The sequence below is a fragment of the Prosthecobacter sp. genome, assembly GCF_014879935.1.
Lineage (GTDB): Bacteria > Verrucomicrobiota > Verrucomicrobiia > Verrucomicrobiales > Verrucomicrobiaceae > Prosthecobacter.
Genome location: NZ_JACSRD010000163.1, coordinates 48,002 through 61,193, shown reverse-complemented (window position 1 = coordinate 61,193; position 13,192 = coordinate 48,002). Strand labels below are relative to the sequence as shown.

13 protein-coding genes and 1 pseudogene are annotated in these 13,192 nt (G+C 61.3%); 11 read left to right on the top strand and 3 right to left on the bottom strand.

Going from position 1 to position 13,192, the window contains the following annotated elements:
* Nucleotides 1–46: 46 nt before the first annotated feature.
* Nucleotides 47–196: pseudogene (locus IAE77_RS30925) on the bottom strand (GNAT family N-acetyltransferase); the annotation flags it as partial.
* A gap of 82 nt (nucleotides 197–278) precedes the next feature.
* Here IAE77_RS30925 and IAE77_RS15980 point away from each other — a divergent pair.
* Genes IAE77_RS15980 through IAE77_RS15970 form a run of 3 tightly spaced genes read left to right on the top strand, consistent with a single transcriptional unit; the run spans nucleotide 279 to nucleotide 2,109 of the window.
* The gene (locus tag IAE77_RS15980; protein WP_294228267.1) at nucleotides 279–878 is read left to right on the top strand and encodes a hypothetical protein; all 600 of its coding nucleotides are present in this window, start codon (nucleotides 279–281) and stop codon (nucleotides 876–878) included.
* A 26-nt stretch (nucleotides 879–904) separates the two neighbouring features.
* Complete coding sequence (locus tag IAE77_RS15975; RefSeq protein ID WP_294228265.1) at nucleotides 905–1,771, top strand: hypothetical protein; 867 nt, start codon at nucleotides 905–907, stop codon at nucleotides 1,769–1,771.
* A complete protein-coding gene (locus IAE77_RS15970) occupies nucleotides 1,768–2,109 on the top strand; it encodes a hypothetical protein (protein ID WP_294228263.1) in 342 nt (113 codons plus the stop codon). Before IAE77_RS15975 ends, IAE77_RS15970 begins: the two co-directional genes overlap by 4 nt.
* Before the next feature lie 12 nt (nucleotides 2,110–2,121).
* Here IAE77_RS15970 and IAE77_RS15965 read toward each other — a convergent pair whose 3' ends face one another.
* The gene (locus tag IAE77_RS15965; RefSeq protein ID WP_294228261.1) at nucleotides 2,122–2,844 is read right to left on the bottom strand and encodes a GNAT family protein; all 723 of its coding nucleotides are present in this window, start codon (nucleotides 2,842–2,844) and stop codon (nucleotides 2,122–2,124) included.
* A gap of 62 nt (nucleotides 2,845–2,906) precedes the next feature.
* On the opposite strand from IAE77_RS15965, the gene IAE77_RS15960 reads away from it, so the two are divergent.
* From IAE77_RS15960 to IAE77_RS15930, 7 genes are read left to right on the top strand one after another with little or no spacing between them, the layout of a single operon-like run.
* Nucleotides 2,907–4,046 carry an FN3 domain-containing metallophosphoesterase family protein gene (locus IAE77_RS15960; RefSeq protein ID WP_294228259.1) on the top strand — a complete coding sequence of 380 codons (1,140 nt, stop codon included), beginning with the start codon at nucleotides 2,907–2,909 and terminating at the stop codon, nucleotides 4,044–4,046.
* 42 nt (nucleotides 4,047–4,088) lie between these two features.
* Nucleotides 4,089–4,550, top strand: coding sequence for an MOSC domain-containing protein (locus IAE77_RS15955; protein ID WP_294228257.1), 462 nt, complete (start codon nucleotides 4,089–4,091; stop codon nucleotides 4,548–4,550).
* Nucleotides 4,547–5,035, top strand: coding sequence for a GNAT family N-acetyltransferase (locus IAE77_RS15950; protein WP_294228255.1), 489 nt, complete (start codon nucleotides 4,547–4,549; stop codon nucleotides 5,033–5,035). Before IAE77_RS15955 ends, IAE77_RS15950 begins: the two co-directional genes overlap by 4 nt.
* An 8-nt stretch (nucleotides 5,036–5,043) precedes the next feature.
* Complete coding sequence (locus tag IAE77_RS15945; protein WP_294228253.1) at nucleotides 5,044–5,466, top strand: DUF4442 domain-containing protein; 423 nt, start codon at nucleotides 5,044–5,046, stop codon at nucleotides 5,464–5,466.
* Complete coding sequence (locus tag IAE77_RS15940) at nucleotides 5,463–5,984, top strand: GNAT family N-acetyltransferase (RefSeq protein ID WP_294228251.1); 522 nt, start codon at nucleotides 5,463–5,465, stop codon at nucleotides 5,982–5,984. Before IAE77_RS15945 ends, IAE77_RS15940 begins: the two co-directional genes overlap by 4 nt.
* A gap of 10 nt (nucleotides 5,985–5,994) precedes the next feature.
* Complete coding sequence (locus tag IAE77_RS15935; protein ID WP_294228249.1) at nucleotides 5,995–6,474, top strand: cupin domain-containing protein; 480 nt, start codon at nucleotides 5,995–5,997, stop codon at nucleotides 6,472–6,474.
* A gap of 30 nt (nucleotides 6,475–6,504) precedes the next feature.
* Nucleotides 6,505–7,659 carry a prenyltransferase/squalene oxidase repeat-containing protein gene (locus IAE77_RS15930; protein WP_294228247.1) on the top strand — a complete coding sequence of 385 codons (1,155 nt, stop codon included), beginning with the start codon at nucleotides 6,505–6,507 and terminating at the stop codon, nucleotides 7,657–7,659.
* A 27-nt stretch (nucleotides 7,660–7,686) separates the two neighbouring features.
* On the opposite strand, the gene IAE77_RS15925 is transcribed toward IAE77_RS15930, so the two are convergent.
* On the bottom strand, nucleotides 7,687–10,431 hold the full coding sequence (locus tag IAE77_RS15925) for a choice-of-anchor D domain-containing protein (RefSeq protein WP_294228245.1): 2,745 nt from the start codon (nucleotides 10,429–10,431) through the stop codon (nucleotides 7,687–7,689).
* A gap of 127 nt (nucleotides 10,432–10,558) precedes the next feature.
* On the opposite strand from IAE77_RS15925, the gene IAE77_RS15920 reads away from it, so the two are divergent.
* Nucleotides 10,559–13,174 carry a choice-of-anchor D domain-containing protein gene (locus IAE77_RS15920; RefSeq protein WP_294228243.1) on the top strand — a complete coding sequence of 872 codons (2,616 nt, stop codon included), beginning with the start codon at nucleotides 10,559–10,561 and terminating at the stop codon, nucleotides 13,172–13,174.
* Nucleotides 13,175–13,192: the final 18 nt, after the last annotated feature.

Genomic DNA, 13,192 nt, shown 5'->3' with positions numbered 1-13,192 from the left:
CTGGAAAACCTCGAACCATCGAGCGCGGTGGCGCTGCCGCGAGGTTTCACGCGGCTCGTGTCAGCGATGACAAACTCACTCGCTGACGCCCCTGTTCATCGAAATTCGACGGACTGAGCCATCGCTCGAAGGCTTCGCGGAGCGCGGGCCATTCTTGGTCGATGGCGGCATGCCACGCGGTGTCGCGATTGCGGCCCTCCTCTTTTTGGCGTGAGTTTGCAAAAGCACCGCAAGCATTCCGACGTGATGAGGTGGAGCCTCTGAATGCTCCTTTCACCATGAACCCACGCCCATCATCCCTCCATCGTCTGCTCGGCGTCCTCACGCTGAGCTTCCTCGTCGTCTCAAATCTCCACGCCGCAGACGGGCCGCCGCCGAAAGGCTGGGGCGGCACGCCAATGGATGAGTACAGGCGCGGAGTCGATTCCGAGGTCACCCGCGAAGGCAAGCCCTCGGTGTTCATCGAGTCGATCAAAGGCAACGCGAGCGGCTTTGGCACCATGACGCAGGGATTCATCGCGGCGGACTACCTCGGCAAGCGCGTCCGTTTCAAAGGCTATGTCAAAACACGCGATGTCACCGGCCGTGGCGCAGGACTTTGGATGCGCGTGGATGACGTGAACAAGCGCACCCTGATCATCGACAACATGGACAAGCGCACCGTGAGCGGCACGTCCGACTGGACGGAGGTGTCCATCGTCGCTGACATTCCGCAGCACGCGGAGAGTTTTCTCATCGGCGTGCTGCTCTCTGGCAAAGGCCGCATGTGGGTGAGCGGGTTGACCTTTGAGATCGTGGACAGCTCCGTGCCGGTCACTGCCACCGCCGCTGAACCCGCGCCGCGCCGCAAGCCGGAAAACCTCAGCTTCACCGAGTAAGATAACACGGAAGCCGCTGCTGACTCATGTCCGCCACCTCCACCACGCCCTCCGAGCCTCCACAGGGCCCGGAGGGCTTCTGGCATGACTGTGTGCTCTGGGCGCACCAGCCACGCGATGGCGTGATCGTGCCGATGACCGTGGCCGCGGAGATTGCTCGCGAGGTCATGTGCGACGCGATGAACGAACTGCCACCTCGCGCCACCGCGATCGAGATCAGTGCCTTTTTGCAGCGCCATGGCCGTCAGCGTGCCCTCCAGCGCGTGGCGGCTGAACGCGCGGCGAAAAACGATTCGCAGCTCTGGCATGATGCGAACTGGCAGCCCGACGAGCCGCTGATGGACCTGCGCGGCCTGCGCCTTCATGAAAACGCCGCGTGGTCAGCCGCGATGCCGGTGCTGCGCGCGCTCGCCATGCCGGTGATTCATGGCGCGGGCGTGGCGGAGGCCGAAGATGTCTTCTCCGAGGTGCTCGCGGCGCTCATCGGTCCTCTCCAAGGTCTGCTCGTCGCGGAGCAATTGCCACCGCTGGTCAAAACCATCGCTCGACGCCGCGCGGTGGATCATGTGAGGCATCTCTCGGCGCTGAAACGCGATGCGATCCTCGTTTCCGATGATCAGGAGGCCGCCGACGCGGCATGCGCGATGGAATTCGACCTCCAGGACGTATGGGATCACTGCGCACGCCTCTTGACGGCCGCCCAGTGGGAAATCATTGATCGTCTCATCCTTCGTTCTACAGACACTCACACCAGCCTCATCGCCGATGCCCGTCTCATGAGCGCCCTGCACATCGATCCCCGCAGCTCCGAAGCCACACGCCGCCGTCGTCTGCGCGACTCGCTCGATGAGGCGCTCCTCCACATCCGACGTCACCTTCTCGATCCGTCATGAACCCGCAGGCTCCAGAAGAATCCCCCCCATCGCAGCGGCTCATCGAGCAGCAGCACCCTCGCGTGCCGCGTGAAAATCCACCCGCCATGCCGGACGACCTGCGGCGCGAGTGGCAGGCGCATTTTCGCCGCGTCCCTCCGCGCTTCATCACCTGGTCCCGTGTGGCGATGGCAGAAGCGGGTATCGCGGCCGTGCTCGTCCTCAGCTTCATGATTCGTGACACACCGCCCGAGGCCGCGAACGATCCGCTGCAAGAGGCTCTTTTGAGCTATCAAGAGCCAGATGACAGCATTTCGCCCCTCACCCGCGAGCTTCTCCACTATCGCGTCGAGCCATGATGTCGCGAAGGGTCAGGCGCAGACAGCTGGATTCAAAATCGGCTGTGTCAGCGATGCCAAACTCACGCGCTGACGCCCCTGCTCATCGAAATTCGACGGACTGAGCCATTGCTCGAAGGCTGCACGCAGCGCGGGCCACTCTTTGTCGATGGTGGCATACCAGGCGGTGTCGCGATTGCGGCCTTTGCGCACCGTCGCCTGACGGAAGATGCCTTCGAAGGACAGGCCGAGGCGCAGCGCGGCCTTGCGCGAGGCTTCGTTGAGGGAATCGCACTTCCACTCGTAGCGGCGGTAGCCGAGCTCGAAGGCGTGGCGCATCATGAGAAACATCGCTTCGGTGGCGGCGGGCGTGCGCTGGAGTTTCGGCGAGAAATGCAGATGACCGACCTCGATGCTGCCGCAGGAAGGCGAGATGCGCAGGTAGCTCGCTAACCCGATGGCTTCGCCGCTCGCAGGATCGACTTTGGCAAAGAAAAGCGGATCGCGTGTGCTGCTTTGCTGCTCCAGCCAGGCGCGGAAGTCTTCAAACACCTCAAACGGCCCGTAAGGCAGGTAAGTCCAGCCAGAGCCATGCAGATCGAGCGCGTAGGCATCGAAAAGCGACCGCGCATGCTTTGCGGCATCGAGCGGCTCGAGGCGGCAAAAACGGCCGTGCATCACCTCGCGGGCCGGAAACGGAGGCTCGCGCCAGTTGGCGACGATTTCGCCGAGGGGTTGATGCGGGATTTCGGGCATGGTGGTGATTGCAGTCGAGTTTCTTCGCGCATCTGGCGTATGACTCAAGACTTTCCCTTCTCATGATCCGCCCGCTGTTTCTCCTCCTTGCCACCAGCCTCGCCGCCGCGCCGATCGAGCGTGTGTGGCTCACGCATGCCTCGAATGATCCCTCGAAGATCGTCATCAACTGGGAAACGGCGACGCCGGGCGACTCGGTGGTCGAGTTTGGCACCAGCGCGGAGCTTGGGAAGCAGGTGAAGGCCGCGGAGGCGGTCACGCTGCATCACATCGAGATCCCGCTGGAGCAGACGGACGTGGTTTATCACTACCGCGTGCGCAGCGGTGGCGATGCGTCGGAGGTGTTTCGCTTCAAAGGCTATCCGACGAAGGAACTGCGCCTCGCGATGGTGGGCGACTGGGGCTTCGCGAAGGGCAAAGACCTCGCTTCGCTGATGAAGGACGATCCGCATCTGCTCGTGACGCTCGGCGACAACGTGCCCGATTTGCACGGAAAAGGTCGCGAAGGCACAAAAGCCTTCAGCGCGCTCATCGACCAGCATCGCGAGCTTTTTCGCTCCACGCCGCTGATGCCGATTTTAGGCAATCACGACCGCGAAATCACCTCGCGCGGCCCGAAGCCGCCTGCGCATGCGGTTTACGATGTGGAGGCCACGGCCTACCGCGATTTCTTCGCGCTGCCGGATGTCGAGTGGCGCTGGCGCTTCGACATTCCGGCCTTCCGCCTGCGATTGCTCGCTCTCGATGCCAGCCACACGAAGGATCAAGGCACGACGTGGCAGACGAATCATCCCATCACCGCCGGATCGGAGCAGCACGCGTGGTTTGCCCGCGAAGCGGCCCGCACCGATGCCGATTTCGTGCTCACGCTGAACAACGAGCAAAACTCGCTCATGCGTGGCTACGACCAGAAGGCCTGGCTGCCGCTCTTTGAGCAAACGAGCGCCGTTTTCACCGGCTACGGCTACTTCGCCGAACGCGCCGAGTTCAACAGCCTGCCCTACTTCAACACCTGCCTCAAAGGCGACGGCGATCTCTACAAAGACCCGCACTCCCGCTTCAACGCCCGCGAGGATCACTACCTGCTGCTCACGCTGCGTGCCGGAGCTCCGACGATCACCGCCCAATTCAAAAACCTCCGCGGCGAGGTGCTCGACACGTCGGAGATCCGCCAGCGCCATCCCGCTGCGCCAGTAAAATGACGCGGCCCTTGCGCCGTTTCGTGCGGCGGCCATCATCGGCGCATGCCTGCGCGAGTGTCTGCCATTTACATCAGTCCAGCGGCAACCGTGCTGCCACATGCGGTGAACGAGTCGCATGCGTCTGCACATCGTGGGCTTGTCGGAGATCGTTACTTTGAAGGCTGCGGCACTTTTAGCGATTGGGAACCCAAAGGCCCCGGTCGCGAACTCACGCTGATCGAAGGCGAAGTGCTGGCAGAACTCGGCCTCAGTGCCGCTGAAGCTCGCCGCAACATCGTCACCGAGGGTGTGCAACTGAACGACCTCGTCGGAAAGCGCTTCCGCATCGGCGGCGTGCTCATCGAGGGCATCCGCCTCTGCCCGCCATGCACGCATTTGGACAAAGTGACCGGCCAAGCGCTGCTGAAACCGCTCGCCCACCGTGGTGGCCTGCGAGCGGACATCTTGAGCCATGGCGTCATCCGCGTGGGCGACTCAATCACTCCCGAGCCAGAAACCCCATGAACGCATCCATCCTCACCCTCGAAGCCAATCTCATCCGCGAAGACCATGCGGCAGACACCTTGCGTCTGCTGAATGCCTATTCGGCCGATCCGATGGGCGACGGGCATTCTTTGTCTGATGCCGCGCGTCGTGATCTCATCCCCGGCCTGCGCCAGCATCCCACGACGCACGTTTTTCTGGCCTACGCCGATGGCGAGGCGGTCGGGATCGCGATTTGCTTTCTCGGCTTTTCCACCTTCGCGGCGCGCCGGTTGCTCTACATCATGGACTACTTTGTGCAGCCCGCGCAACGCGGTCGCGGCATTGGCAAACGCCTCATGGACACCATCGCCACGCGTGCGCGTGAACTCGGCTGCTGCCGCCTCACCCTCGAAGTGCAGGAAAACAACCATCACGCCCGCCGCATCTACGCCGCCGCCGGCTTCGAGCAGGCTGTGTATGTGCCGGAGGCCGGCGCCGGGCTCTGCATGCACAAACCGCTTTGATCCTTCTCATGCATAGCGTCATCGAACTCCCTTTTAACCAGCATGTCGGCCTGCAAATCGCGGACGATCCCGCGAAAGTGCTGCAACTGCCCGCCGGGCCGCAGTATCTGAACCATCTCGGCACCGTTCATGCGAGCGCCCAACTCGCGCTGGCCGAGGCATCGAGTGGTGAGTTCTTGCTGCGAGCCATCGGCGACATGGCGGGCATCGTGCCGGTCGTGAGGAGGCTGGAGTCGAAATTTCGCAAGCCCGCGAAGGGTCGCCTCACCTCCACCGTGTCCGCACTGGATGGCATCGAGTCCCTGCGCAGCGAACTGGAGGCCAAAGGCCGCGCCTTGATCACCGTGCAGATCGAGCTGCACGACGAATTCGGCGCGCACACGCTTTCCGCTTCGGTGGAGTGGTTTGTGACTCGCATAGTCGCCGCATGAAACTCATCCACACGTCATTGTCGCGATTGGAACCCGTGCGTGTGGCGCATGCGGCGGAGATGTTCGTGCTCCTGGGCGATCTGCGCATTTACGAACACCTCGACCGACAGCCGCCGGCCTCACAGCAAGAGCTGGAGGAGCGCTACCGGCGCTACGAGACCACATTCTCGCCGGATGGCGCGGAGCGCTGGCTGAACTGGATCATCTTCCCGCATGAAAGCGGTGCGTGCGCCGGCTTCATGCAGGCATCCGTGAATACCGACGGCACTGGCGACTTCGGTTACATCCTCGGCCCCGCGTACTGGGGGCGCGGACTCGCCTTCGATGCTGCCAGCGCGGTCATCCGTGTTTTGCACGACGACTTTGCGGTCACCGCGCTCTACGCGACCGCTGACAGGCGCAACGAGCGCTCCATCAGGCTGCTGAACCGTCTGAGCTTTCAGCGCATCATCCGCAACGAGTATCCACACGGCGAAGCTCCCGAAAGCGATGACGTGTTTCGCCTGAACCTGCCGTAAACGTTTCTCCATGAAGAAGATCAACACCCACACCCTCGAAGAACACACCTGGACCTCGCCGAAGGGCAAGTTTGGCGGCGCGAGCAAAGAAGTGTCCGAAGCGCTTGGCCGTGAACCGCTTTCGACGTACTTGATGCAGCGCCATCCTTTCGATGTCGAGATCCTGCGCATCCCGCCGGGCCAAACGCCGTATCCGTTTCACTCGCACAGTGCGCAGTGGGAGTTTTATCACGTCATCTCCGGCACCGGCCAGGTTCGGCATGAGGAAGGAATCACACCCATCGAAACCGGCGACGCCTTCCTCTTCAAACCCGGCGAGCCACACCAGCTCATCAACAACAGCGATGCCGACCTCATCCTCTACGTCATCGCCGACAATCCCATCGGCGAATCCTGCCACTACCCGGACAGTGGCAAGTGGCTCGTGCGCTCGCCGGGGAGTCAGCTCATTCGCGGCGGTCCGCTGGAGTATTATGATGGTGAGGAATGATGAGGCCGGAAGGCCCGTATCTCTTGCCGCATGAAACACGTCCTTGCCGTCCTTTTCGTCCCTTCGGTCCTTTTGGCCGCGACCACGCCCGCGCCGAAACCGAAGCCCGCGTTTCAATACGAATCCGGCGACATCAAGGTGAGCATCCCCACCGCCGATGAGCCGCGCGTGACGCAGTTCGGCGCGGAGTCGATCAAGGCGGCGGTGCAGTATCTCGATGACGGCTCGACGTGCTGGGTGCGTGAAAAAAGCTGTGTGAACTGCCACACAACGGGGCCTTACCTCAGCGAGCGGCCGGCTTTGATCCCGCAGCTCGGCAAACCGAGCGAGGAGATCGTGGCGGACTTCATCGAGTTCGTGCCGAAAGAGGTCAAAGAGGTGAAGGAGACGGCCACGAAGAGCGGCTACAAACACATGCCGGGCGCTTTTTCGGCCGTGTGGCGCTCGCTGGGCCTCGCGGAGTGGGACAAACATCTCACCGGCAAAACGAGCGAGCACACCGAGCGCTCGATCCGCGACATGTTTGAGCGCCAGGCGGCCAGCGGAGCCTTCGTAAGCCATGGCGAGGTCGAAATCCCGCACATCACCACCGACTTCGAACTCTCGCTGCAAGCCGCACGCACCATCACCGCCGCTCCCGGATGGCTCGCGGGCCTGAAGGACGAAAAACTACTCGGGAAGGTCGAAAAGCTCCAAACGTGGCTTCGCACCGCCGAGCCGAAAAATGACTGGGATCGCGTTCTGAGCCTGCAACTCGCCTTTTACATGCCGGAACTCGTTTCCGCCGAAAAACGCGATGCCGCACTGAAGCTCCTCTCCTCCAAACAACACGCCGACGGCGGCTGGAGCACGCGCGACTTCTCCGCACTCAACGACTGGCACTTCGAAGTCAGCGAAACCGTTCGAAAGCTCATCACAGGCCTCCCCGATGCCGCCAAACCCGAAAGCGATGCCTACATGACCGCGCTCGCCGTCGTGCTGATGCGTCAAAGCGGTGTGCCAGCCAAAGATGAGCGCCTTCAGAAAGCCGTGACGTGGTTGAAGAAGGAGCAGCGCGTCTCCGGTCGCTGGTGGATGCACTCGCTGTATCGCGGGAACTACCACTACAGCACCTACATCGCGACCTGCCAGGCGCTGAAGGCGCTGGCGTTGTGTGATGAGCTGCCTGCGCTGGGTGCTGAGTGATGAACGAGTTGGGAAGCTCGATTTACGTCACTGCACCTCCAAGCGCACGAAGCGGCGGCCGCTGCTGCCTTCGGGCACGGTGGCTTTGACTGTTTGCACCGTTCCGTCGTCGGCAAGGATGGTTTGGGTGCTTCCCAGCTCGCTCCAGTCGAGATTATTGAGCGTGTCAGTCCACGGAAGGCGAAAGGTCACTCCGGCGAGCACGGCTGCTTTGCTGCGTGTGTAGGTGAACTCGAGATTCCCGCCTGTTTGGGTGATCTGGAAGTTGGGAGCGCTGGATTGCAGCGGATTGAGCAACAGCGCGAATTCGAGGAGGTTTTTGAGCCCGTCGCCATCAGGATCGGCGGCGTCGGCAGCATCTCCTGTGTTGCTGGTGGTTCCAAACCATGCCAACCGCCAATCATCGACGCTTCCCGAAGCAGGCAGACCAACGCCTGCTATCGCGATGTCAAAAGGGCTCTCATTCGCATCCGTGCTGTCGATGTGCAGCACCGCACTGCGAGTGCCCGTTCCGCCCGGGGTGAAGGTGATGGTAAAGGTGGTGCTGGTGTTGTCCTCCAGCACGGAGGGGATCGCACTGATGGTGAAGTCGGAGCTGTTGGCCCCATCTTTGGTTAAACCCAGGCCGAGCAGTGGAATCGTGCCTGCACTGCGAATCGTCACGGTGAAGGCACCGCTGCTCAATCCTTGTGTGACATGTCCAAGGTTGATGCTGGCACTCCCGTCGATGAGGTTGGTGTTCACCGGTTGCTCAATGGCGAGCTCCGGCGTGAGCGGGTAGCTGCCGATGTAGCTGGAGCTGGTAGCGGTATAAACAGGGCCTTCGAACTCTGCGTAGTTCCATCCGGCCTCGGTAAAGCCACCAGTGATGAACAACTCATCGCCCAGCACCGCGATGTCCCACACGTCCCAGTTGGGGCCGCCGCCCACTTCTTCCCAGGTGCTGCCGTTCCATTCGCGGAGGAACTCATCGTCCACCTGCGTGCCAGCATAAAGAAGGCCGTGGGTGTATTTGAGCACGTTGACAGCCCCATTCACACCCGTGCCGAGGGCGCTCCAGGTGATGCCGTTCCAGCGGGCGACGTTGTTGCCGCAGGGAACACCATCGATGGAATCAATGAGCCCTCCGACTACGAGGTCATTGCCGATTGCGATCATCGATTGCACGACTGGTGTGATGTTGCTGGTGTGCGTGACCCAGGCACTGCCGTTCCATTGCAGAATGTGGCTGGTCTGAATCCAATCCAGGCCCACGAGTTCATTGTTGAATGTGGAGGCATAGAGCTGGCTGCCCACCTGGCAAATGGATTGCACCATGGAGTCGGCATTGAGTGTGATGCCTGCGCCCGCGTCGCTCCAGGTCGTGCCATTCCATTTGGTGATGTGGTTGATGGGTGTGCCGTTCACGGATGAGAAGTTGCCAATGATGTAGAGCACTCCGCCAATGCTCGCGGGGGTGCCCATCGAGGTGCCCTCGAGCGTGCCAATGGTCGTCCAAGTGGTGCCGGTCAGCTTCGCGACGTTGAAGTGATACGGAGGCGCGGGTTCATCGACCCAGTAGTATGCATACAACTCTCCGTTGTGAGCGATGAGGTTGCCACCTGGACTGCCCGGCAGTGCGGTCCAGGTGTTGGTGGGCTTGTCATAACAGGCCACATGATTGGCCGCGATCTTTCCTGCGGTGGTGAAGTCGCCGCTGACGTAGATTTTGTCATTCAGCTCGACGATGGAGTAGCCTTCGCCATTGAGGCCGCCATCGAGGTCTTCGAAGATGGAAGACCATGCGCTGCCATCCCAGCGGGCGAGGCTGGGCGTTTTCACACCATCGGTCACCGTGAAGTCACCGCTTACAAACACCGCGCCCCCGACTTGCACGACCATCGTCAGGTATTGAGTGACACCGCTGCTTCCCACGGTTTGCCAAGCACTGCCATCCCAGCGTTCGAGGAAGTTGCTGAATTGCCCGCCCACATACACATCCGTGCCGAGCAGGGCGATCTCCGTGGTAAACTCATCAAAGGTCTTCAGCGTCGTCCAGGTGGAGCCATCCCAATGACGGCAGCTGCTGTTGCCGACCACATAGACGTTGACGCCATCCTGCGTGGCGATGCCGCTGATCGTGTCGGTCGTCGGCCCCACATTCGACCAGGCGGTGCCGTTCCATTTTTGCACCTGCGTGCCACGGCCAACGAATAACTCGCTGCCCGCCACTGCCAGGCCACCCGTGGGCACGCTGGTGGAGTTAAAACCTGCACCCACTGCCAGCCAGTTCGTGCCATCCCATTTCGCCAACCTCGAAGTCAGTGACACGCCGCCCACAGAGCTAAAAGTGCCGCCGATGAACAACTCGGAGCCGAGCACGGCCATGGCGTTCACCGTTCCACTGGCACCGCTGCCGAGCGCTGACCATGTGCTGCCATTCCACTTTGCCACACGACTGGCGACCACGCCATCCACAGCGGTAAAGGTGCCGCCGATGAAGACGTCACCGCCCATGACGGCCACCGCATTGACAATCAGCGTGCCACCCGTCAATCCAGCGCCCAGAGGTGTCACCCTGCCGGTTGTCTTGTCCACACGTGCAATGCCTTGCGCAGCGACTCCCGCGAGCTTGCTAAACGACCCACCGACGTAGTAGGCGTCCGCTGACTCAGCGATGGCATTGATGGAGCCGACCGTTGTCGCCACCGGGAAATTCGGCGACCAGTTTTGGGGCAGTTGGGCGAGGGCATTCGAGATGAGCAGTAGCAAGGCGGGGAGGGCTTTTTTCATGCGGGGAACGAAGAGGTTCATCGCAAGCAGCCCCGGAAGAGGTGTGCGGGTTACAAAAAAGAGGCGGCTCATAAAAGTGTGCGCAGACTTGTAACCTGCGATTCCGCGCGGGGCAGTTCACGGTACCATGCATTTACACTCACCCTGTCGTCTGTTCGTCGCTGCCTTCATTCTACTACCCATGTCGCTCGCGCAGGCGCTGACGGGCCTCACGTTCAAGCACTACATCAAAGCACACAACACGGGCGACGGGGATTACTTTGGCAGTTCGGTGGCGGTGAGCGGGGATACGATGGTCGTCGGTGCTTCCTATGAGGACAGCAGCGGCACGGGAACGTCCTCCACTTCGAATGAATCAAGCCTGAACGCGGGGGCTGTTTATGTGTATGAGCGGATCAATGGATCTTGGACTCAGCAGGCCTATCTGAAGGCATCGAACACCGGCTCTAACGACCTTTTTGGCACTTCCGTGTCGATCTCTGGCGACACGATCGTCGTGGGGGCCACACACGAAGATGGTGGCGGCAGCGGTGTGAATCCGTCGTCCGATGAAACGATGACGGATTCAGGCGCGGTGTATGTCTTTGTGCGTCAGGGCGGCGGCTGGGTTCAACAGGCTTACATCAAGGCCTCGAATCCTGGCAGTGGTGACTGGTTTGGGTTTCAAGTCTCGATCTCGGGCGATCGGATGGCGGTATCGGCCATCGGTGAGGACGGCAGTGGCACAGGTGTGAACGCACCTTCGGACGAGAACGCATTGACTGCGGGGGCTGTGTATGTCTTCTCCCGTTCTGGCGGTGTGTGGACACAGGAGGCGTATGTGAAACCCTCGAACACGGGCAGCGGCGACTGGTTTGGCCGCAGCCTGCAAATCTCGGGGCAAAGCATGATCGTCGGCGCTCCCTATGAGGACAGCTCGACGCGCGGCAACAACGGGCCGTCGAACGAGTTCGTCACCGATTCGGGAGCAGCGTATGTCTTCACGCGCAGCGGTGGAGCATGGACGCAGCAGGCGTTCATCAAATCACCCAACTCGGATGCTGGAGACTTTTTCGGAACGGCCGTCACGCTCTTCGGTGATCGGGCTGTCATCAGCGCGCCGAGCGAGGATGGCAGTGGATCGGGTGTGGACCCGGCAGACAACAATCTCACCCTGGGTGCGGGCGCGGCGTATGCGTATTTTCGTTCGTCAGGCACCTGGCTGGAGAAGGCCTATCTGAAATCGCCAGCCACCGGGGCAGGTGATTCATTTGGTGCCAGTCTTTGCCTGTCTGGCAATACGCTGCTGGTGGGATCTATTTATGAGGATGGCAGCGGCACAGGCATTGATCCGCCCGTGACGGAGACGAGCTATAACTCCGGTGCTGCGCATTTTTTCACCCATTCTAGCTCGGACATCTGGTCTTATGACTCGACGTTGAAAGCGTCGAACACCGGGCCGGATGATTACTTTGGAGGAGCTCTTGCCCATTCCGGCAACACGATCCTGATCAGCGCCATCGGGGAAGATGGCATGGGCACAGGCATCGACCCTGTATCGAATGAACTCGCCAGCGATGGCGCGGGAGCGGCTTACATGTTCGAGCGCAGCGGCACACCGGACATGGCGGTGCTGTCCGATGGCTACCCGGTGCCATCAGGCGGCCAGATCAGTTTTGGCCCGGCTGTCATCGGGCAGACGCTGAACCGCATTTTCGCCATCGTGAATGAGGGGGATGCCCAGCTCGACTTCTCCGGGTCGCCGAGCATCACCTTCAGCGGCCCGGATGCAGCCATGTTTGCGGCCCCGACACAGATGGTGGGATTCATCGGTGCAGGGGGTGCTTTTGAGGTCACTGTCACCTTCACGCCATCTAGCGCTGGCGCGAAGTCGGCAGTGCTCGCGATTCAAAACAACGACGGCGACCACAATCCCTACCTCATCCAGCTCGACGGCTCGGCGCCAGCGGCGGAGATTGCCCTCGTGCGTGGCCCCACGAATGTCCCGGATGGCAGCAATCAAAGCCTCGGCGGCGTGATCGTGGGTGAGAGTGCGGATGTGGTTTTCACCGTGAGAAACGTCGGTGGGCAGATGCTTGGCTTGAACGGCACTCCACGCATCAGCCTCGCGGGGCCTGACGCCGCGTCATTCAGCCTCATGTCGCTGCCAACAGCCACCATTCCAGCCGGTGGTGGCAGCAATTTTGTGGTGCGTTTCACACCTGCCTCCGGCGGGCCGAAGTCCGCCACGCTCACTATCCCGAACACAGACAGTGATGAGTCACCCTTCGACATCAATCTCTCCGGTGCGGGCCTCACTTTCACCAACGATCAGGATGGAGATGGCCTCAGCGACGCGTCCGAGTCGCAAATGACCCCGCTGGGATTCAACTGGCAGGTGCAGCAGACGACGCTGGTGAACCAGCTCTACAGCAGCGCCTCGCAGGCAGGTCTTTACAACCAGGCACAGTATGACGCGAACCGCAGTGCAGGTCGCAATGATGTGCTCAGCACCCCCAATACCTACGACTTGTATTCGCCCGCGCAGATTCAGTCGCTCAATGTCGGCACGCCGCTGCTGCAAAAAAGTCCCACCACAGGCGCCTTCACACTGACACTTGGCATCGAGAAGAGCACGAACCTCACCAACTTCACTCCGTTGCCGTTCGTCGCACCCCAGATGACGGTGAACGGCCAGGGCAGGCTGGAGTTCCAGTTCACAGTCCCTGGCAATGCCGCCTTCTTCCGCGTGCAGGCGCAATAATCGCCACGCATCCCATCT

Bases quoted from the DNA above. Each gene is read 5' to 3' on its own strand.
- IAE77_RS15940 (WP_294228251.1), top strand. From the start codon at position 5,463: ATGAAACTCATCCACACGTCATTGTCGCGATTGGAACCCGTGCGTGTG.
- IAE77_RS15930 (WP_294228247.1), top strand. From the start codon at position 6,505: ATGAAACACGTCCTTGCCGTCCTTTTCGTCCCTTCGGTCCTTTTGGCC.
- IAE77_RS15970 (WP_294228263.1), top strand. From the start codon at position 1,768: ATGAACCCGCAGGCTCCAGAAGAATCCCCCCCATCGCAGCGGCTCATC.
- IAE77_RS15950 (WP_294228255.1), top strand. From the start codon at position 4,547: ATGAACGCATCCATCCTCACCCTCGAAGCCAATCTCATCCGCGAAGAC.
- IAE77_RS15960 (WP_294228259.1), top strand. From the start codon at position 2,907: ATGATCCGCCCGCTGTTTCTCCTCCTTGCCACCAGCCTCGCCGCCGCG.
- IAE77_RS15975 (WP_294228265.1), top strand. From the start codon at position 905: ATGTCCGCCACCTCCACCACGCCCTCCGAGCCTCCACAGGGCCCGGAG.
- IAE77_RS15980 (WP_294228267.1), top strand. From the start codon at position 279: ATGAACCCACGCCCATCATCCCTCCATCGTCTGCTCGGCGTCCTCACG.
- IAE77_RS15925 (WP_294228245.1), bottom strand. From the start codon at position 10,431: ATGAAAAAAGCCCTCCCCGCCTTGCTACTGCTCATCTCGAATGCCCTC.
- IAE77_RS15920 (WP_294228243.1), top strand. From the start codon at position 10,559: ATGCATTTACACTCACCCTGTCGTCTGTTCGTCGCTGCCTTCATTCTA.
- IAE77_RS15965 (WP_294228261.1), bottom strand. From the start codon at position 2,844: ATGCCCGAAATCCCGCATCAACCCCTCGGCGAAATCGTCGCCAACTGG.
- IAE77_RS15945 (WP_294228253.1), top strand. From the start codon at position 5,044: ATGCATAGCGTCATCGAACTCCCTTTTAACCAGCATGTCGGCCTGCAA.
- IAE77_RS15955 (WP_294228257.1), top strand. From the start codon at position 4,089: ATGCCTGCGCGAGTGTCTGCCATTTACATCAGTCCAGCGGCAACCGTG.
- IAE77_RS15935 (WP_294228249.1), top strand. From the start codon at position 5,995: ATGAAGAAGATCAACACCCACACCCTCGAAGAACACACCTGGACCTCG.